The organism is Pusillimonas sp. MFBS29, assembly GCF_020687695.1.
Classification (GTDB): domain Bacteria; phylum Pseudomonadota; class Gammaproteobacteria; order Burkholderiales; family Burkholderiaceae_B; genus Pusillimonas_C.
Genome location: NZ_JAJEWL010000012.1, coordinates 48,064 through 67,752, shown reverse-complemented (window position 1 = coordinate 67,752; position 19,689 = coordinate 48,064). Strand labels below are relative to the sequence as shown.

Below are 19,689 nucleotides of genomic sequence, written 5' to 3'. Positions count from 1 at the left end.
ACTAAAGAAGCGAAACTATAGCATGTTTTTTAAAGTTCGTGCAACTGGGCTGGCGCGGTCCGACCTGTGGTTGGCGTTTCAGGCAAAATAGCGTTTTCGCCTCTTCCTTTTCTAAGCAGCTGTATTTCATGGATTCCATTTCCCGCAGTACCGATGGAAGCAGAAACCAGGAGTTTTGGGCCGGGTTTCTGTTGGCCGGCCTGGGTGCCGTATGCTTTTCGGCCAAGGCCATCGTTGCCAAGCTGACTTATCGTTATGGCGTGGATGCCTTGACGGTGATTGGTTTTCGCATGATGCTGTCGCTGCCGTTTTTCTTGGTCATAGCCTATTTTCAGGCGCGTCAGGCCAGGCTGGGCAAGTTGCCCAGGCTTACTGGAAAAGAAGGGGTGCAGCTGGTGTTCCTGGGGGTGATTGGTTATTACCTGGCCAGCTACCTGGACTTCATGGGGTTGCAGTACATTTCCGCTGGCCTTGAACGCCTGATACTGTTTTTGTCGCCAACATTTGTATTGTTGATATCGTCTGTATTCCTTAAGCGGCCCATCAGCGTCAGACAATGGGCGGCGCTGGGCCTGTCTTATCTGGGTGTGATCTTTGTCTTCTTGCAAGATCTTTCATTCAGTGGCGATGAGGTCATGCTGGGGGCACTGCTGGTGCTGGGCAGCGCCTTAACCTATGCTGTCTATCTGATTGGTTCCGGAGAGCTGATCAAGCGTGTCGGCGCGACGCGTCTGGTGGCTTATGCGATGACGGTATCGGCGGTGGTCACCATGGTGCATTTCTTTGGCGTGTATGGCCTGGATGGCTTGAATCAGGTTCGGCAGGTATACCAGCTGTCCATGTTCCATGCTGTATTCAATACGGTTGTGCCCACCTTCATGACAATGTGGGCGGTGGCCAGAGTAGGCGCGCCCATGACGGCGCAACTGGGTTTGTTGGGGCCGGTATCGGTGTTGTTCCTGGCTGCCTGGCTGCTGGATGAGCCGATTACCGTCATACAGCTGGTGGGTACGGCCTTTGTACTGGCGGGTGCGGTGGTACTGAGCCGTCGTCGCTAGCTGGCCCCGGGCGGAAGTTTGTTCCTGGCGATATCCATAAGCTGTTCAAGGTCTTCACGGTGAATATCGTGCGTGACAAAGCCTGAGGCATTTTCCGGCATGGCCAGGCGGTCGGGGTTGTCCAATGTATGGCGTATGTCCCGCAAGCCGCTGTCCCAGTGGCCGCGCATGGTGGCAAGCCCGAATTCAAAGTCTTTATAGTGCTTTTCGTAGGCCTGATTGCGATAAATCAGATGGATAACGTTGTAGCGCTTGCTGCAGGCCAGGTCTTGGGCAATGGGGAAATAGGGGTTGCTGGCTCGCGCTTCTTCAGGCAGGTCGTCAAGAATATGCTGCAGCATGTGGCGCAGGTATTGTGACCAGCGCAACTGGTCGGTCACCATGCGTGTGCGGCTGGAATAGCGTATGTCTTTTATGCGGTCGGATACTTCACTCATGTTCGACGGCACGCTGCCTCGTGCGCTCCATAAGTCGACCTGGAACACCAGCGTATCGCGCAAGGGCCGCGAGTCCAGTATTTCCGTAAGGGGCGTGTTCGATACCAGACCGCCGTCCCAATAGTATTCACCGTCGATTTCAACAGCCGCGAAAGCGGGCGGCAAAGCGCCCGATGCCATGAAATGCTCGGCCCTGAGCTGGATCTTGAAATTATCAAAGTAAACCAGGTTGCCGTTGCGTACATTGACGGCGCCTACCGAGACATGTTGTGTCTGGGCGTTGATGCGGTCAAAGTCGCAGAGACGCTCGAGCGTGTCTTTCAGGGCGCTGGTGTCGTAATAGCTGGCAGAGCGCGGATCGCCCGGCATGTTTTGCGGCGCAGGCGGGAAGCGGGGCTGAAAGAAGCCTTTCTGGCCATTGAGCAAGGCGCTGCCCGCATGCCATGCGCTGATGGTCTGGCGCATGGGGTCGTTCAGGTTGAACAGGGATTGTTCCACGAAGGGGTTCATGCTAAGCCCGAAATTAGGCTGGCATATGGTTTCCCAGAATTCTTTCAGACGGGCTACCCGTGCTTCTGGTGGGTTGCCTGCAATAATGGCTGTGTTCAGGGCCCCGATGGATATTCCCGAAAGATAGCCAGGTTCTATGCCCGCTTCGTGCAGGCCCTGGAAGACACCCGCCTGATAGGCGCCCAGCGCGCCGCCGCCTTGCAATACCAACGCGATAGTTTCGTAGGGAGGCATATGGGGGTGCGTGCTGGCCGCACTGCCGGTATTTTCCTGGGCCGCTGCTTCGGTACTGGCCTGGGTGGGTAGCGAATTCATGGCTGTTGTCCTGTATTTGTTGGGGACACGAGTGTTTCTTCAGCTGTCATGCTAACTGATGTATCGGACAAGCTGGCGACGAAGGCATCGATCAGGGCGCCGCGGTAGCGTGATTTATGCAAGATCAGTGACAGGCGTCTGCTCAATTCAAGAAACGGCGTGTCCAGCATCTTGAGCCGTCCGGTCGCCATCGACTCAGTTGCGGCGGCATAGGGCAAACATGCGATGCCCAGCCCGGCAATGACTGCTTGTTTGATTGCCTCAACCTGACCTAGTTCCAGCACAATCTGTCCGGCCGGCAAAAGGTTGAGTGCCTGTTCGGCTTGTATCCGCATCGCTGAACCGTGCTCACGCAGTATCCATTTTGCATCTTTGAAGTGCCGTGGTCTGAGCATGGTTTGTTGTGCCAGCGGGTGCGTAGGGGCAGCACATACGACCAGGGCATCGTCGCGCCAGGGCAGTACTTCAAGTTGTGGATGATTGACCGGGCCTTCCACGCAGCCTATGTCGACCCGATGTTCTACCAGCGCCCTGACAATGGCTTCGGTATTTTCGACGCTGACCTGAAGTGAAACCTGCGGATGCTGGTTGATGAATGGTCCCAGGAGTTCGCCGACCAGATAGTTGCCGATGGTGTTGCTGGCCCCTACATGAAGTTCGCCGGTAAGAACCATGGGCTGCTGGCCGGTCTGGCGCAGCATTTCCTGAACGCGCTCTATGACTTCCAATGCCATGGGCAAGACTTCCTTGCCCCGCGTGCTTAACCTGAGGCGACCTCGTTCACGGTCGAACAACTGGGTGCCCAATTGCCGTTCCAGCTCGGCCAGCGCCATGCTGACCGCCGGCTGCGTGACGAACAGGCGCTCGGCAGCGGCACGCACGGTGCCGGCAGAAGCGATGGCCACGAATACTTCGAGCTGTTTCAGACTGATTCCAAGCATCAGCTAATTTTATAGCATTGATAAACTTTAGTGAATTTATTTATATGTCGTGGCTCTTTAAAATAGCCTGAAGTTATTTACATATCCTTGTTTTCGGCGAATTTATCATGGCTTCAGGTAGCACTACCGTCTCATCGACCGCAACCCGGCGGGCTTCGGCCACTCAAGATGCCTCACCCCGGGTGCCTTCGCCCCTGTATGGGCTGGCGCTGGCGGTGGTGGTAGGTATTTTTGCCATGATGCTCGGGCGCCTGGTGCCCATCATAGGCGGGCCGGTCTTCGGAATACTGCTGGGCATGGCGATACGCAATACGGTAGGTGTTGGGCCTGTATTCAAACCCGGCCTCCAGTTTGCCTCCAAGAAAGTATTGCAGTGGTCCATTATTGCGCTTGGTTTCGGGCTAAGCATACAGCAGGTAGCCAAGACCGGCATGGAATCGCTTTGGGTCACTCTGGTCACCATTGTGGTGGCCTTCGTCTCGGCTTATTTGCTGGGCAAATGGCTGGGCATTCCTTCCAAGCTCAAAACACTCATAGGCGTGGGTACGGCCATATGCGGTGGCTCGGCCATTGCGGCGGTCACGCCTATCATCAAGCCTGAAGATCACGAAACGGCTTTTGCCATTTCCACCATCTTTCTCTTTAATGTGGTGGCGGTGCTTGTTTTTCCGGCCATGGGGCACTGGCTGAACATGTCGGATGTCGGCTTCGGCATGTGGGCGGGAACGGCCATCAACGATACCTCGTCGGTGGTGGCTGCCGGTTATAGCTACAGTACTGCCGCCGGCGACTACGCCACCATCGTCAAGCTTACACGGGCTACATTGATCATACCCATCTGCCTGGTGCTGGCCATCCTGGTCGCCTGGCGCGAGAAAAAGCAGGGCAGCGCCGGTTTCAGCCTGCGGCGCATCTTTCCCTGGTTCATTCTTTGGTTTCTGGTGGCGTCGGCATTGCGCTCAACCGGCTTGATTCCGGAAGCCATGAATGCAAGCCTGCATCTGCTGGCTCAGTTCCTGATCGTTGTTGCGCTCACCGCCATTGGCTTGTCGTCTGATCTTCGGAACATGACTCGTGCCGGGATACGTCCTATTTTGCTGGGGCTGGGAGTATGGGTGGCGGTAGCCGGCAGCAGCTTGCTGGTACAGGGCCTGATGGGGACCTGGTAAGGTTCGCAGGCTGGTCAACAGGTTGTCATTACAGGAACCATGACAGCGGGTGCTTGGTCAGGGCCACGCCTACGATATAAGCAAAAATCAATATCGCGACCAGCGCCGCAATGGCGCGGGTCTTGGGTGTCTTGCCATATTTGATGGCGATGGAACCCACGCCTATGTAAACAATCAATGCCACGATCTTGACCAATATCCAGGGCTGGTTGGCGCCCATCATGGCCGCCAGGGTAACGCCGGCCAGCAGCAGCACGGTATCGATGACGTGCGGCAGCGTCTTGACCAGCCTGTGTTGCAGGATGGCTGATTCCGTTACGGACCAGTAGGCGCGTATCACGAAGAAAAGTATGCTCAGCGTGGCGGCGGTGACGTGCAAATGCTTGATAGCAAGGTAGTTCATGTTGGTGTTGCCTAAGAATAATTACGAGGTAAAACGCCTGTTATCGTAGCAGGTCTGTGTCGAGGATCTCCCAGGCGCCCGTTTTGTCGCCTTTAAGCACCAGCTGGCGAGGATGATGCGCGAACAATGTGCTGCGATGCCCGACGCTAAGCACGATGGTGCCGGGCAGGTGCTGGCGAACCAGTCGATACATGGCGTCTTCCAGGCCTTCATCCATGGCCGAGGTGGCCTCGTCCAGGAATAATGCCTGGGGTTCTGCCAGCAGCACACGACCAAAAGCCAGCCGTTGTTGTTCTCCCAAAGACAGAATGCGCCCCCAATCGGCCGTCATATCCAGCTTGTCGGCCAGGTGTCCCAGCTGCACCAGCTGCAGGACATCAGCGGCGCGCTGATCCAGCGCTGCAACGGCTCCCGTGGCGGCCTGCTGGTTGCTTGCGTCCTGCGCTGGCAGAGGCTGCGTGTCGCGGTTTTTATGTGCGCTGATCAAACCATCCAGATTGCTGGGTACGCTATGCGCGCTGGCCAGCGCTGCCTGGTCTTGGTGCCGCACGTCTGTGTCGGGCTCTTGGCCGATACCCTCTGGCAGGTTCTGCGGGTAATACAGGGCTGCCCGCAGGGTGCCCAGCGGCAGATAAGGCTTTTGGGACAGAAACAACGCCTCGTGCTCGGGACGGATGATATGGCCATCAGAGTATGGCCATAATCCTGCGATTGCCCGAAGCAGGGTAGTCTTGCCTGAACCGGAAGGCCCGCGTATCAGAAGTGGAGCATCGGGCATGACTTCCAGGCTCAAGTCCTTGAGCAGCAGGGTGCCTGACGGCGTGCGCACGGTCAGTGATTCCAGCGCGATGCGAGGCCCCTGGGCCTGGACGTCAGGCTCAGGCAGTGCCCGGGCATCGGCAATCGCCTTGGTGAAGCCGGTTAAACGATCAAGCGTGGCACGGTAAGTGGCGAAGTTGTCGTATGCATTTCGAAAGAACGACAAGTTGTCTTGCAGGCGTCCGAACGCCTGGGCCGTCTGCATCAGATCGCCCAGGCTGATTTGCTTCGAGAAAAAACGCTGTGCCTGGATGATGAAGGGGAATACCACGGCAGCCTGGCTGACCGAGAAGTTGAATCCAAGAAACTTGAGCGACCGGTAAACAATGGCCCAGGCATTGTTGATGACATTGGCAAAGCGGCTGCGTAATATTTTGCCTTCTACTTTTTCGCCGGCGTAAAACGCAATGCTTTCGGCATATTCGCGCAAGCGGACCAAAGCGTACCGGTAATCGGCGTTAAAGCGTTCATTAAGGAAGTTCAGCAAGATCAGGGGGCGCCCGATCTTGATTGCAAAAACCGTGGCTACGATAACGTAGATAAATACCAGGAAGACCATGCCGCGCGGGACCTCCAGGCCAAAAACCGACAACGGCCCCGACAAATTCCACAAGATCAGCGTAAAGGCAAAGGTGGACACCAGCGCGTTGATTACACCCATGCACAACGACAGCGACATCTCGGCGAATACCGTGACGTCTTGCTGTATACGTTGGTCGGGGTTATCGACAGGGGTGTCCAGATACTGACTGCGGTAATACGCTTGTTGATCCAGCCAGTTGCCCAGCAGATGCTCATTCAGCCACACACGCCAGCGTATCGTGAAGGCGTTCTGCACATAGAATTCGAAAAGCGAACGCACCACGTGTATTGTGGCCAGAACGGCAAACAGCACCATGGCACCCCAGAAGCCCGATTCGTCCAGCTTTTGCAGTGCTGTGTACATGGTGTTGTACCAGTTCGAGAACAGGACCTCCAGGCGCACACCGGCCAGGGTCAGAAACAGGATTAATGCCAGTGTGGCCAGGGGTTTCCAGCTGCGTCGTGGTGAAAAATAGCCACCTGCCAGTGCCCAGAATTGCCTGCCCCAGACCGTGCGCCTGGCCAATATTGCTATGGTAATGGAGGCCAGTACCACGGTAATGGCATAGGCTTGCAGGATCCATATGCCGCTTTCAACTAATGCGTCGGTCCAATTCATTTTTGAGTTCTTGTCAGTTGTTGTGTTTGCGGGTAATTCTGCAATGACCCTGTTTCACCGGAAACGTTCCCTTTGCAATCCAGGCGGGGTATGTGTTTATAGCTGATTGAGCGGGATCTTCAGGTAGTGCACGCCATTGTCTTCGGGTTCGGGGAACTGGCCTGCACGGATATTGATCTGGATGGCGGGCAAAATCAAAACCGGCATATCCAGGGATTTGTCGCGCTCGCTGCGCATGGTGATGAATTCACTGGCACTGATGCCGTCACGGATATGAATATTGTGCGTGCGCTGCTCGCCGGCGGTGCAGCTGTATGTTGCTGCGCGTGTATCAGGTGGGTAATCGTGGCACAGATACAGGCGGGTATCGTCGCCCAGGTCAAGCAGCTTGCGTATCGATGCATACAGCTGACCGGCGTCTCCGCCAGGAAAGTCACAGCGCGCGGTGCCTGTGTCAGGCATGAATAATGTATCTCCAATAAAGACACCTGCGCCTTCTACCAGGTAGGCTACGTCTGCGGGAGTATGGCCTGGAACGTGCATGACGCGTGCGGACAGGCGCCCGATGTTGAAGACCTCGCCGTCGGTGAGCAGATGATCGAATTGCGATCCGTAGGGCAGCAGGGTGTCTTTAAGGTTGAAGATATCCGAAAAGACCTGTTGTACCTGGACGATGTGCTCGCCGATGCCGGTTTTCCCGCCTAGTTGGGCACGGATGTAGCTTGCTGCCGAGAGGTGATCGGCATGGGCGTGTGTTTCGAGTAACCATTGCACCTGCAGTTGTCTTTGCTTGATGAAGTCTATGATCTGATCGGCCGACGCGGTACTTGTGCGGCCCGATTTGGGGTCATAGTCCAGCACGGAATCAATCACTGCACAGACGTTGTCCTGCGGGTGGTAAACCACGTAGGAAAAGGTGGAGGTCTGTTTGTCGAAGAAGGCCTGGACTTGAGTGGTGGTCATGGAGCTTCCCTGGGTTAATTGACAAAAGCGGGCGGAGCCTGGCCTTGATCTTACACGCAGTGCTTGTGCAGCCAGCCATCGTACAGCGATAATTGGCAAATTCCATTTGTTTATCATGAGGCCGCTATGCCGTATATCACAATTTCTGCCACCGAAGGACTTTCAGCCGAACAGAAAAAACAATTGCTGCAGCGTAGCAGCGATGCGGTCGAGCAGAGTATCGGGGCACCCTTGGCCAGCATACGCGTCATGTTGCACGAGCTGCAGCACGGGCAGTACTTGAATGCGGGTCAGTTCAATACGCCTGGTCTGATGTTTGTCGTAGACTTCATCGAAGGCCGCACCGAAGAGCAGAAAACCGCGCTTATTGCGGCGTTAAGCAAAACAGGCTCTGAGGTCTCCGGTATTTCGGAAAGTGAAGTACGCGTGCGTCTGGTCGACTTCCCCAAAGGGAATATGGGTATGGCCGGTGGCGTCAGCGCAAAAGCCATGGGGCGATAGGTGCGGGCATGACCATGGCGCAAATTCAACAAGCGCAAGAGCTGGTCGATTTCTGGCGCCAGGCCGGGCCTGACGCCTGGTTCACCAAGAATCCTGATTTTGATGCTGAGTTCAAGCGGCGGTTTTCAAGCATGTATCAGGCGGCGGCGCGTGGCGAACTCGATGGCTGGCTGGAACAGCCCGTGGGCAGTCTGGCGCTGGTTTTAGTACTGGATCAATTTCCACGCAACGCCTTTCGGGGCACCCCCCAGATGTTTGCCACTGATGCACAGGCTCGTCAATATGCACGGCACGCCATCGCTGCGGGTCATATCGAACAGGTTGATCCTTCGCTCTCATTGTTTTTCTGCGTGCCTTTCATCCATTCTGAAGACATCGACGATCAACGTTACGGCGTCGAGCTGTATCGTGAATTCGCGACCGGCAATATCAGCTTTGCGGTTGATCACTGCGACATCATTGCCCGGTTTGGCCGCTTTCCTCATCGCAATGCCATACTGGGTCGCCAAAGCACAGCTGAAGAGCTGCAGTTTCTTGGCGACGGGGGCTTTGCGGGTTAAAGTCCACGGCTCGTTGTGGTGCAGGCTTATTTCAGGCCCAGTTTTTTGGCAAGCTTGTGCAGGTTGCTGCTGTCCAGTTGCAGCAATCTGGCGGCTTGTGCCCAGTTGTCTTGTGTTTGGGCCAGCGCGTTCCGAACCGCTTGTCGCTGGCAATCTTCCATGGCAATACGCAAGGGAATAATCTTTTGCGTGGCAGCCGGCTGTACGCTGGCGGTATCTGCCGTGGCCACGCTTCCCGAGCCATAGAAGGGCTCTGCGGCATAAAGGTGGGCGTCCGACCCGTGAGTGTTGTTGTCATGGTCGCTCGCGTAACCGGCAAGGGCCTGATCGTCTTGCATGGCTTCAGCCAGCGACACATGAGGTGTTTCCACGTCCAGTACGTCTGGGTTCAGCGTAAGAATTTGGTCGCGTGAGGTGCCCTGGCTGAGTGTTTTCAGTGCGGCACGGCTGATGACGTGTTCCAGCTCGCGCACGTTGCCAGGCCAGTTGTAGTGCTGCAGCGCGCGCTCGGCAGCGTAGGACAGGCGCAGCCCGCGCAGACCCAGGCGTGCCCGGCTGAGCTCCATGAAGTGACCCGCCAGTATCAGTACGTCGCGGCCGCGTTCACGCAGAGGTGGAATATGTACCGGGTACACCGACAGGCGATGGTACAGGTCGGCGCGGAAATTGCCCGCCGAGGTATTTTCCTTGAGCTGACGGTTGGTGGCTGCAATGATGCGGACATCAGTCTTGATGATCTGGTCGGTGCCCAGCCGCTGGATTTCACCGTTTTGCAGGGCTCGCAGAAGTTTGGCCTGAACCGATAGCGGCAGCTCGCCGACCTCGTCCAGGAACAGGGTGCCGCCCTGGGCGGCCTCGAAGCGACCCGCTCGTTCGCTGCTGGCGCCAGAAAATGCGCCCTTGACGTGTCCGAACAGTTCACTTTCGGCCAGAGACTCTGGCAGTGCCGCGCAGTTCACATGAACCATGGGTTGCTGGCTGCGGCGCGAGCGACGGTGCAGCCTGCGGGCAAACAGTTCTTTGCCGACACCGGTTTCCCCTGTCAGGAGGACGGGCAGATCGGAGTCGGCCACGACATCCAGTTCATGCAGCAACTGCGTGATGGCGTCGCTGGTACCCACGATTTCGCTTTCGTCCATGATTTGCAGCGTACCGCTGTTGGAACTGCCCAATACCTTCAGGCTGCGGTTTTCCTTTTCAAGCGCAGTGACGCGAACAGCCGCTTCGAGCATCAGCGCGTAGCGTTGCAGTTCAGCCAATGCGGCGCTGTCGAACGCGCCGATTTCCAGTGCGTCGAGTGTGACAATGCCCCAGGGCCGGCCTTCGGTGTACAGGCTCATGCCCAGGCAGTCGTGCACGGGCAGGGGCACTCCTTTTTTGTCATCGAGCAAGCCGTCGTAGGGATCGGCCAGCATGCTTCCCGGCTCAAACCATGTTGGTTCGCGTCGTGAAAGTATGGTGGCAAACCGAGGATGCTGTGCCACGATGAAACGTCGGCCCAGGGCTTCGTGCGCCAGTCCGGCCGCGGCAACCAGACGCAGGCTGTCGTCATCCAGGCTGAGCAGGCCGACTGCATCGCATTCAAAATGCTCGCGCAGGATTTGTACGGCGCGTTGCAGCCGGATGCCATTGGGCAGGTCGGTAATGAGGTCGGCCAGTATCAATTGATCCATGGGGTATTTAATACCTTTACAGGGTTAAAATTACCATTTTTAAACAGGGTTGATTATACCCTACATGAATTTCCTGTTGATTTTTATGGAAATAAAGTTGGCACGCATATTGCTTAGATGGATGTGTGATCAACTGCAGAAGGACTGAATAGATGAACACCCTAGCCCCGGGGTCGATGGAGCAGGCCGATTGGCAAACTGCCTCCGTCGAAGACCTGGTTGCCTACATCGTAAAGCGATTTCATGAGCGTCATCGGGAGGAACTACCCGAATTGATTCGCCTTGCACGCAAGGTCGAGCATGTACATGCATCCAATCAGGCTTGCCCGGCTGGCCTGGCTGATGTGCTGGAAGGCCTGCAGCAAGCTCTGGAAAGTCACATGCTGAAGGAAGAGCAAGTGTTGTTTCCCATGCTGCTGAAAGGCATGGGAGCACTGGCGCGCGGTCCTGTGGCCGTCATGCGTTTCGAGCATGACGAGCAGGATCAGGCTCTGGCGCAGATTCATCAGATTACGAATGAACTGACCTTGCCTGATGGCGCCTGCGGTACGTGGCAGTTGTTATATGAAGGTTTGAAAAGCTTTACTGAAGATTTGTCGGAGCACATCCATCTGGAAAACGATGTGTTGTTTTTAAAGGGCTCGAACGCAGCAAAAGGAGTTGAGAATGCGCGAGTATAAGAAGTTATGGTGGGTATTGTTGGCTGTTCTGGCCCTTACCTTTGCAGTGCTTGGCTGGAGCGGTGTCGAGGTTTATCGGCAAGTACCGCCTATTCCCGAGCAGGTGGTCACTACCTCGAACAAGGTGTTGATGACCAAGGAAGAAATTCTCGATGGCCAAACAGCCTGGCAAAGCACAGGCGGCATGCAGGTCGGTTCAGTCTGGGGGCATGGTTCCTACCAGGCGCCTGACTGGTCGTCAGACTGGCTGCACCGCGAACTGCTGGCCTGGCTCGATCTGGCAGCCCAGGAAGAGGCTGGTGTGCCGTTTGATCAGCTCGATTCCGACCGGCAAATCATTCTGAAGAACCAACTCAAGAATGAGTACCGCACGAACACGCTTGATCCTGAAACAGGCATCGTGACCGTTACCGACCGGCGCGCGCAAGCTATGGCGCAAACGGCTGAGTACTACGTCAAGCTGTATGGCTCCGATCCGGAGTTCCGCCAGACGCGCGATAACTTCGCCATGAAGGAAGATACCTTGCCCAGCCTTGAGCGTCGCCAGGATCTTACCAACTTCTATTTCTGGACGGCATGGGCAGCCTCTACCGAGCGTCCCAACAGCCAGGTTACCTACACCAACAACTGGCCGCACGAGCCGCTGATCGACAACAAGCCATCGACAGCCAACGTGTTGTGGTCGATTGCCAGTGTGATCTTCCTGATCGCCGGTATCGCCTTCCTGGTCTGGGGCTGGGCGTTTACCCACCGTGAAGAGCCAGAACCCGTCGCTCCCAAGAAAGACCCACTGGGCATCGGCCCACTGACTCCTTCGCAGCGCGCGCTGGGCAAGTACCTGTTCCTGGTCGTGGCTCTCTTTGTGTTCCAGGTGCTCCTGGGTGGCTTTACCGCTCACTACACGATTGAAGGGCAGTCCTTCTATGGTATCGATGTATCGCAGTGGTTCCCCTATTCGCTGACACGTACCTGGCATCTGCAGACAGCCTTGTTCTGGATTGCCACGGGCTTCCTGGCAGCAGGTTTGTTCCTGGCTCCCATGATCAATGGCGGCAAAGATCCCAAGTATCAAAAGCTGGGGGTCGATGTTCTGTTCTGGGCGCTGGTGGTACTGGTGGTTGGTTCCTATATCGGTAACTTCCTGGCCATCAAGCACATCATGCCCGAGCACCTGAACTTCTGGCTGGGTCACCAGGGCTACGAGTATCTTGAACTTGGCCGCGTCTGGCAGCTTGTGAAATTTGCAGGCCTGGCTTTCTGGCTGGTCCTCATGCTGCGTGGCATGTTGCCTGCCTTCAAGAAAGAGGGCGACAAGAACCTGCTGGCCTTGCTGGCAGCCTCCACCATTGCTATCGGTCTGTTCTACGGTACGGGCCTGTTCTATGGCGAACGCACCCATATCACCATCATGGAATACTGGCGCTGGTGGGTGGTTCACCTGTGGGTGGAAGGCTTCTTCGAGGTGTTCGCTACAACGGCACTGGCCTTCATCTTCTCCAGCATGGGTCTGGTATCCAAGCGTGGTGCAACCGTAGCCAGCCTGGCATCGGCATCGCTGTTCATGCTGGGCGGTGTACCCGGTACCCTGCATCACATGTACTTCTCGGGAACTACCACGCCCGTCATGGCCATCGGCGCAAGCTTCAGCGCGCTGGAAGTGGTGCCCCTGATCGTGCTGGGTTACGAAGCATGGGAAAACTGGCGCCTTAAAGAGCGTGCTCCCTGGATGGAAGCCGTTCGCTGGCCCCTGATGTGCTTCGTGGCAGTGGCATTCTGGAATATGCTGGGTGCCGGTGTGTTCGGTTTCATGGTGAACCCGCCCATCTCGCTCTACTACATCCAGGGTCTGAACACCACGCCGGTTCACGCGCACGCTGCTCTGTTCGGTGTGTATGGCTTCCTGGCCATAGGCTTCACCTTGCTCGTGCTGCGCTACATCGTGCCTGGCTTCAGCTTCAATGAGAAAGTCATGCGCACTGGTTTCTGGGGTCTGAATGCCGGTCTGGTGCTGATGATTGCCACCAGCCTGCTGCCCATCGGCATCATCCAGTTCTACGCCAGCGTGTCGGAAGGCATGTGGTACGCACGTAGCGAAGAATTCATGCAGCAGCCACTGCTTGAAACCCTGCGCTGGATTCGTACCTTTGGTGACGTCGTGTTCATCATCGGTGCCCTGGCCATCTTCTGGCAAGTCGTGCTGGGTGTATTCCGCCCGAAAAGCTACGCCGCCAATGTTGGCTACGGCGCAACAGTCGGCGCCGAATAAGGTCGGCACTTCCAGGCGCCTGAGCGCCTGATCCGTACCAAGGCCGCCAGAAATGGCGGCCTTTTTCGCTTTGGGGGCGCCCGGTTGTTCCGCCGATTGTCACGAGAAGTATTATATTGACGGGCTGTGATGGGAACACCGGCAAGGCAGGGCGGTATGGCCGTCAGGCAGGCCCCGGTAATTTTGAAGGATGCACATAAGCATGTTTGCGGTTCTTGAAGCCAGGCGTGCAGGCTTGCTGGCTCGCCGGCACTGGATGGCCAATATCGTTGCGGGCATTGTTGTAGGCATTGTCGCCTTGCCTTTGGCTATGGCCTTTGCCATTGCCTCGGGGGTCAAGCCCGAGCAGGGTCTGTACACCGCCATTATTGCCGGTATGGCCGTTTCTCTGTTTGGCGGCAGCCGTGTGCAGATTGCCGGGCCAACCGGCGCTTTCATTGTTATTTTGTCGGGCGTTGTGGCCCAGCATGGTGTTGAAGGACTGCAGAGCGCCACCCTGATGGCCGGCGTAATTTTGTTTTTGTTTGGCCTGGCCCGCATGGGAGCCGTCATCAAGTTCATCCCGGCGCCGGTCATCGTGGGATTTACCGCCGGCATAGGTGTCATCATCTGGGTGAGCCAATGGAAGGATTTTTTCGGATTGCCGGATGTCGGCGGTGATCACTTCCACGAGAAGCTCTGGCAGCTGCTGCAGGTCTTGCCGCAACTGAACATGACGACCACGCTGCTGGCCATCGCCTCATTGCTGCTGGTTATCTTCACATCGCGCATCCCGCGCATGTCGCGTGTTCCGGGTCCGCTGTGTGCGCTGGTGCTGATCACCATCGTCCAGGCCATATTCAACTTCGAAGGCGTGGCCACCATAGGCAGTACCTTTGGTGAAATACCTTCCGGTTTACCGACTTTCCAGTGGCCCGACATTACCCTGACGCGCCTGGTGGAGCTGATCGGGCCCGCGTTTGCCATTGCGATGCTGGGCGCCATCGAGTCCTTGCTGTCTGCTGTTGTGGCTGATGGCATGACCGGTGCGCGTCATGACTCCAACCAGGAGCTGGTGGGGCAGGGTCTGGCCAATGTGCTGGCGCCCTTGTTCGGTGGCATTGCTGCTACGGGCGCAATCGCTCGTACGGCTACAAATATCCGTAATGGCGGCAACAGCCCGATAGCCGGTGTTGTGCATGCCATTGTGCTGATTCTGGTTTTGCTGTTGCTGGCGCCGCTGGCCGCCAGCATTCCTCTTGCCACGCTGGCGGCCATTCTGTTCGTGGTTGCCTGGAATATGAGCAATTTGCGTCATGTCGTGGCAATGATAAAGCGGGCTCCTCGGCCCGATGTCGTCATATTGCTGGTTACATTCGGTCTGACGGTTTTCGCCGACCTGGTGGTGGCGGTGAACATTGGTGTTGTGCTGGCCATGCTGCATTTTTTGCGCCGTATGTCCGAAAGCGTGATTGTGCGCCGGCAGGATGAGCATGCCTTGAAAAAGGAACTCGCACCCGAAGGGGTGGCTCAGCTGCCACCTGACGTTCTGGTCTACACCATCGAAGGGCCTTTCTTCTTTGCAGCAGCTGATGCTTTTCAAAGGGTTCTTGCGGAAACAGGCACCGACCCGAAAGTGGTGCTTATCCGTCTGGCGCATGTGCCCTTTATCGATGCTACAGGTCTGGAGGCGCTGGAAGATGCCGTCATAACCATGCAAGGCAGGGGCATGCGTGTAATTCTGGTGGAAGCCAACGACCGTGTGCGTGGAAAGCTGAACAGAATGGGGCTGATCGGCAGGTTGGGCGCCGGAAACTTCAAGGGAACCCTGGCCGAGGCGCTGGCAGACTTGTAGGCATTGGCACGGCGCCTGGCGCCTATGGCAGTAGCCTTACTTGCTGCGACAGCGCTTGTCGCAGCGTAGCCAGCCATGCGTGCCTGGACTGCCCAGGGCCTTCAGACATGGTGTGCAAAGACGCGACCCGTTCGCTGTCATAACGTTTGTCGCTGCCCAGCATTTGTTCAAAATGATTGGCTTGTTCGCAAACCTGCTGCATGTCGGCGTGTGCCAGAATCAGCGCATGGACCAAGACGATTTGCTGATCCGGGCCTGATGGTTCTGGATGCCTGCGCCATACTTGCGCAGTGCCGGCAATTTTCCTGGCTGCGGCTCCCTGGCCAACGGCCAGGTTGTATCGTCCGTCACAGAAAGATCCTTCTACCGCCTGCGGGTGGGACTGTATGCCGAAATCCTGCAGCGCTCGGCCGATAACATTGCAAATGAGCAGGTACGCCTTATCAGAGTGATCCAGGGGTTTGCCGCAAGCAGAGTAGGCCAAGCTCAGGTTGATGATGCCGGGGCCTTGGGGCACGATGCCGCCGCCCGACTGGCGCACTGTTACCGGCCAGCCTGCGTGCTCCGATGTTGCGCAAGCTTGCGTGAATGTCGCGTGGCGCTGATAGGTGCGTGGTACCACCAGCCCTTGTTCGGCCTCCCAGATGCAGGCGATGGGGCCTTGTTGTGCAGCCAGCGCGATCAGCGATTCGTCAAAACGGGCATGTTGTGGTTCATCTCTCCATGACAGCAAAGTGAACGGCATAGCGTTGCGGCCTCAGATACGTGCTTGCGCGAAATCTTCGTCACTCATGAACATATAGCGTACTGCGTCGATCAGGCCCAGTATGATGACCAGGGGGGCGAACAGATAGAAAATGATCAGATAAAAAATACCCCAGCCTATTTGCCCCAGATAGAAACGATGTGCTCCTAGCCAGCCCAGGAACAGGGCCAGCACAATGGTGATCTTTCTATGGTTGGTGGGCTTTTCAAGCTCATCGCTCTTGCTTTTGATGATCCACAAGCTGATTGGTACCGTGAGCACCAGGGCGATAAGAACCTTGATTGCGTGATTGCGCACATAGTCGTGCACGGCGTAGTAAATATCCGAGAAGTTTTCGATGACCAGGCCGGTCAGGTGCGATATCCATGCCAATGCGTCGTGTGCAATGGTCTCACCAAAGGTCAGGGCGACCAGAATGATGATGAAGATGGCGATTGCCAGAATGATTTTCTGCAACATAGTGTTTGTTGGGACTCCCGCGCCTTGAATAAGGCATAAGGCGCAATGATTCAGACGCTCATAGTGTAATGAGTTTACATGTATCAATTGTGCACTTTGGTTAGATTGGAGCTAAGTCCGGCAATTCAAGGTGCTTGAAGGCCCAGACGCCATAAAGAGGTCACTTCAGCCTGACGCGCAAAATGCAGCGGATCCGTCGGGTCGGCTGCCTTCGGGTGGCTGGGTCTGGCGGTGTGCTGTTCGATAATGCGCAAGCCCGCATCGGCGATGGCCTGCGGCAGGAAGTCGGGGCCGCGCAAGCCCAGATGCTCGGCCAGATCGGACATGATCAGCCAGCCTTCACCATCGGCTTCCAGATGTGTGGCCAGCCCTTGCAAATAGCCCAGAAGCATGCGGTTCTGGGGGTCGTAGATGGCATTTTCAATCGCGGTGCTCGGACGAGCCGGCAGCCATGGTGGATTGCAGACGATCAGAGGGCTTTTGCCATTCGGAAAAAGATCGGTCTGTTCCAGTGTGATGGTGTCGCCCAGGCCCAGGCGGTCGATGTTCTCGCGCGCACAGGCCAGTGCGCGTGTGTCTACGTCAGTCGCGACAATCTTGCGTACGCCGCGCTGTGCCAACAGGGCTGCCAGAACACCGCTGCCCGTGCCGATGTCAAAGGCCAGGCGGGTCGCAGGCAAGGGGGCTTGTGCTACCAGATCAAGATACTCGCCTCGATTGGGAGAGAACACGCCATAATGGACATGGATTTTTTCGGGCAGGCCGGCTGCGGTGACGCCTTTTTTACGCCATTCGTGTGCGCCGATGAAACCCTGCAGCGTGCGCAAGGGCAGCAAAAAGGGCCCGTCTGCTTCTCCCACTGCCTCCAGGCAGGCAGTTCGTGCGTCTGGAGCACGTCGCAAGGCTATGCCTGCCTGGGCATCCAGCTCAATGAGCAGGCGATTCAGCAGGGCGGCGCGTTGGGATTGTTGCTGCCGGTGTCGGTTGAAGGCATCCAGTGTCGTGGCCGCCTTCTTTGCATCGGGCTTGCGGTGCTTTTTGGAAGCAGGCCTGTGGTCTATCCGGCGGGCAAGCGCCTGCAGCAATTGCCGTGCATTCTGAAAATCACCGCGCCACAGCAGTGATGTGCCCTGACTGACCAGGCGGTAGGCTGCATCGGCGCTCAGCGTGTCGTCGGCTGTGATGATGCGCACGGGGGGCTGACCCAATATTTCTGCGTGCCATAGAGCGTGGCGGGTGGTGTCGCTTTCGCTCCAGGAGATCGTGGCGAAGGAAGGGGAGGATGGGTCTACGGGCATGACGGGTTGGAATACGTGCCAGATCTAAGAACTGAACATTGTAGGCGATGACGAGTTCAGGTATTCAAAATCAAATAATATAAAGATTATTTAAAGTATCTTTATATAAAAAAAGCTATTTAAAATAATCAAATCTTGTGTCGGCTTCTGATGTAAGCTACTATTAAGTATCTTTATATGCAAAAAGATTATTAAAATGAACTTTTCCTTGATTGCCGATCTTGTCGCCTTACGAAAGGCAAGCGAATTGACTCAGGGCCAGTTGGCTGAGCGTGCCGGGCTAAATCGCATGACGGTCCAGCGCCTGGAAACGGGAACACTTGATCCACGCGTCTCAACTCTGATGGAGATCGCGCGTGTCATGGGTATGGAGCTGATGCTGGTGCCGCAGTCCTTGCGCCATGAGGTTCATGGTTTCATACAGTCTGGTGGCAAGTTGCTGGGCCAGCCATCAGGCGCGGATGCGCCCGCGTCAGTCGTTGATATACTCAGTGCGCCTGACCATATGCCAGGCAAGAAGCAGCGGTCATGACTACGTCCATCAAATACCTGCGCATGTACCTGCACCAGCCCGCTGGCGACAGGCGCGCGATCGGGTATTTGTCGCAGTACGGAGACATCCTGAGAGTCTCTTTCGATGACGATTATGTCAATGATCCCGAGCGTCCGCTGTTGTCATTGAGCTATCAGGGGACCACCCAGGCCGCAACCCGCGAGATCCTGACCTCCATGCGTGACGCCCGACTGGTGCGCAACGATGGCCGTCTCCCGGTCTTCTTCCAGAATCTGCTGCCGGAAGGGCACAACCGTGAACGTCTGGCGCACGAACGCGGCTGCGCACCCGACGATGAATTCGAGCTGCTGGCTGCGGCCGGACATGATTTGATGGGGGCGCTGGAAGTCGAGCCCGTAGCAGCCGAACTGGGCGTACCCGATACGGTCCGGCATTGGCACACGGCTTTAGGTCTGGATGTGCTGGAGTCGGGCTTTGTCGAGATGCCGGTCGAAGATGCCGCCTCGCTGCCAGGCGCCGTAACCAAGTTCTCTGCAGTCCAGGACGGGCGTCGCTATGTGGTCAAACGGCGGGGTCAGGCAGGTTCCTACATATTGAAGTTGCCGTCTTCCCGTCACGCTGACCTGGTCGAAAATGAATATACCTGTTATCGCCTCTGCGCCGCACTTGACCTGGATTGCGCCTCGGCGTCAGTGATCTCGCGTGCCGATGCTGATCTGCCGGAAAACCTGCCTTTTGATCATATTCTGGCAGTGGCCAGGTTCGATCGCGGCCCGGGCGGGCAGCGCATACACATGGAGGAGTTTGCGCAAGCCCTGCAATACGAACCGCGCCACAAATATGGCAAAGACATGATCACCGACTATGCAGCCATGTTGCGTGTACTCGACAAGCTGTCCGGCAGGCCGGCACAAGATATCCGGTCTTTTGTCGAGCGCCTGGTCGCCTTCATGCTGATGGGCAATACTGATGCACACCTGAAAAACTGGGCGCTGATTTATCCCGATGGGCGTACGCCCCAGCTGGCACCCGTGTACGACCCTGTGTGTGTCACAGCTTTGTTCGACAGCGTGGCGCAAACCGACTATGGCATTAACCGTGCCATCGACAGGTGGGTACGGCAGTTCAGCTGGAACGACCTCGAATCATTGCTGGCTGCCACGCAAGTCATGCGACCTGGCCGCTACCTGAGTCTGGCCAGACAAGTGGTTCGGCGTGCGCAGGCCGTCTGGCCGGCGCTGCTGAAAGACGGCCCGCCTTCGGTACAGCGTGCCGTGCAGGAAAGACTGGACGGCGGTTTGGCCTTAACCGCCACATAGGCC

At 56.7% G+C, this 19,689-nt stretch carries 18 protein-coding genes; 9 read left to right on the top strand and 9 right to left on the bottom strand.

The genetic code is table 11. The features are described 5' to 3' along the window. Positions 1-128 precede the first annotated feature (128 nt). A complete protein-coding gene (locus LKR43_RS15200) occupies positions 129-1,058 on the top strand; it encodes a DMT family transporter (RefSeq protein WP_227685064.1) in 930 nt (309 codons plus the stop codon). On the opposite strand, the gene LKR43_RS15195 is transcribed toward LKR43_RS15200, so the two are convergent. Then, positions 1,055-2,320, bottom strand: coding sequence for a DUF3734 domain-containing protein (locus LKR43_RS15195; protein WP_370632131.1), 1,266 nt, complete (start codon positions 2,318-2,320; stop codon positions 1,055-1,057). The two genes, LKR43_RS15200 and LKR43_RS15195, sit on opposite strands and share 4 nt — an antisense overlap. After that, the gene (locus LKR43_RS15190) at positions 2,317-3,261 is read right to left on the bottom strand and encodes a LysR substrate-binding domain-containing protein (RefSeq protein ID WP_227685063.1); all 945 of its coding nucleotides are present in this window, start codon (positions 3,259-3,261) and stop codon (positions 2,317-2,319) included. Before LKR43_RS15190 ends, LKR43_RS15195 begins: the two co-directional genes overlap by 4 nt. Positions 3,262-3,368: 107 nt before the next feature. Between LKR43_RS15190 and LKR43_RS15185 the strand changes: the two genes are divergently transcribed. Then, positions 3,369-4,430: a YeiH family protein gene (locus tag LKR43_RS15185; protein WP_227685062.1), complete on the top strand. Its 1,062-nt coding sequence runs from the start codon at positions 3,369-3,371 to the stop codon at positions 4,428-4,430. A 28-nt stretch (positions 4,431-4,458) separates the two neighbouring features. On the opposite strand, the gene LKR43_RS15180 is transcribed toward LKR43_RS15185, so the two are convergent. The 3 genes from LKR43_RS15180 to LKR43_RS15170 form a co-directional block, all read right to left on the bottom strand. Then, positions 4,459-4,833 carry a SirB2 family protein gene (locus LKR43_RS15180; protein ID WP_227685061.1) on the bottom strand — a complete coding sequence of 125 codons (375 nt, stop codon included), beginning with the start codon at positions 4,831-4,833 and terminating at the stop codon, positions 4,459-4,461. Positions 4,834-4,873: 40 nt separating this feature from the next. Further along, positions 4,874-6,853 carry an ABC transporter ATP-binding protein/permease gene (locus tag LKR43_RS15175; RefSeq protein ID WP_227685060.1) on the bottom strand — a complete coding sequence of 660 codons (1,980 nt, stop codon included), beginning with the start codon at positions 6,851-6,853 and terminating at the stop codon, positions 4,874-4,876. A 96-nt stretch (positions 6,854-6,949) separates the two neighbouring features. Continuing rightward, entirely contained in the window at positions 6,950-7,816 is an 867-nt protein-coding gene (locus tag LKR43_RS15170; RefSeq protein WP_227685059.1) for an MBL fold metallo-hydrolase, read from the bottom strand. Between the two features lie 126 nt (positions 7,817-7,942). On the opposite strand from LKR43_RS15170, the gene LKR43_RS15165 reads away from it, so the two are divergent. Together LKR43_RS15165 and LKR43_RS15160 are read left to right on the top strand one after the other, a co-directional pair. Next, positions 7,943-8,317, top strand: a complete 375-nt coding sequence (locus LKR43_RS15165; protein ID WP_227685058.1) for a tautomerase family protein — start codon at positions 7,943-7,945, stop codon at positions 8,315-8,317. Between the two features lie 14 nt (positions 8,318-8,331). Beyond that, complete coding sequence (locus LKR43_RS15160) at positions 8,332-8,877, top strand: DUF924 family protein (protein ID WP_370632130.1); 546 nt, start codon at positions 8,332-8,334, stop codon at positions 8,875-8,877. 26 nt (positions 8,878-8,903) lie between these two features. Here the strand turns inward: LKR43_RS15160 and norR are convergent, their stop codons facing one another. Further along, positions 8,904-10,550, bottom strand: a complete 1,647-nt coding sequence (gene norR / locus LKR43_RS15155) for a nitric oxide reductase transcriptional regulator NorR (RefSeq protein ID WP_227685056.1) — start codon at positions 10,548-10,550, stop codon at positions 8,904-8,906. Positions 10,551-10,702: 152 nt separating this feature from the next. Here norR and LKR43_RS15150 point away from each other — a divergent pair, with 152 nt between their 5' ends. The 3 genes from LKR43_RS15150 to LKR43_RS15140 all read left to right on the top strand — a co-directional run bounded on the left by LKR43_RS15150 (position 10,703) and on the right by LKR43_RS15140 (position 15,330). Next, the gene (locus LKR43_RS15150; RefSeq protein WP_227685055.1) at positions 10,703-11,230 is read left to right on the top strand and encodes a hemerythrin domain-containing protein; all 528 of its coding nucleotides are present in this window, start codon (positions 10,703-10,705) and stop codon (positions 11,228-11,230) included. Then, positions 11,217-13,496, top strand: a complete 2,280-nt coding sequence (locus LKR43_RS15145; RefSeq protein ID WP_227685054.1) for a nitric-oxide reductase large subunit — start codon at positions 11,217-11,219, stop codon at positions 13,494-13,496. Before LKR43_RS15150 ends, LKR43_RS15145 begins: the two co-directional genes overlap by 14 nt. A 202-nt stretch (positions 13,497-13,698) precedes the next feature. Then, on the top strand, positions 13,699-15,330 hold the full coding sequence (locus LKR43_RS15140; RefSeq protein WP_227685053.1) for a SulP family inorganic anion transporter: 1,632 nt from the start codon (positions 13,699-13,701) through the stop codon (positions 15,328-15,330). A 22-nt stretch (positions 15,331-15,352) separates the two neighbouring features. Here the strand turns inward: LKR43_RS15140 and LKR43_RS15135 are convergent, their stop codons facing one another. The 3 genes from LKR43_RS15135 to LKR43_RS15125 all read right to left on the bottom strand — a co-directional run bounded on the left by LKR43_RS15135 (position 15,353) and on the right by LKR43_RS15125 (position 17,853). After that, positions 15,353-16,075: a lipoate--protein ligase family protein gene (locus LKR43_RS15135; RefSeq protein WP_227685052.1), complete on the bottom strand. Its 723-nt coding sequence runs from the start codon at positions 16,073-16,075 to the stop codon at positions 15,353-15,355. Positions 16,076-16,087: 12 nt separating this feature from the next. Further along, positions 16,088-16,555, bottom strand: a complete 468-nt coding sequence (locus LKR43_RS15130) for a TM2 domain-containing protein (protein ID WP_227685051.1) — start codon at positions 16,553-16,555, stop codon at positions 16,088-16,090. Between the two features lie 125 nt (positions 16,556-16,680). Next, on the bottom strand, positions 16,681-17,853 hold the full coding sequence (locus tag LKR43_RS15125; protein ID WP_227685050.1) for a class I SAM-dependent methyltransferase: 1,173 nt from the start codon (positions 17,851-17,853) through the stop codon (positions 16,681-16,683). A gap of 196 nt (positions 17,854-18,049) precedes the next feature. On the opposite strand from LKR43_RS15125, the gene LKR43_RS15120 reads away from it, so the two are divergent. After that, entirely contained in the window at positions 18,050-18,385 is a 336-nt protein-coding gene (locus LKR43_RS15120; protein WP_227685049.1) for a helix-turn-helix domain-containing protein, read from the top strand. Further along, complete coding sequence (locus LKR43_RS15115) at positions 18,382-19,686, top strand: type II toxin-antitoxin system HipA family toxin (protein ID WP_227685048.1); 1,305 nt, start codon at positions 18,382-18,384, stop codon at positions 19,684-19,686. Before LKR43_RS15120 ends, LKR43_RS15115 begins: the two co-directional genes overlap by 4 nt. Positions 19,687-19,689: the final 3 nt, after the last annotated feature.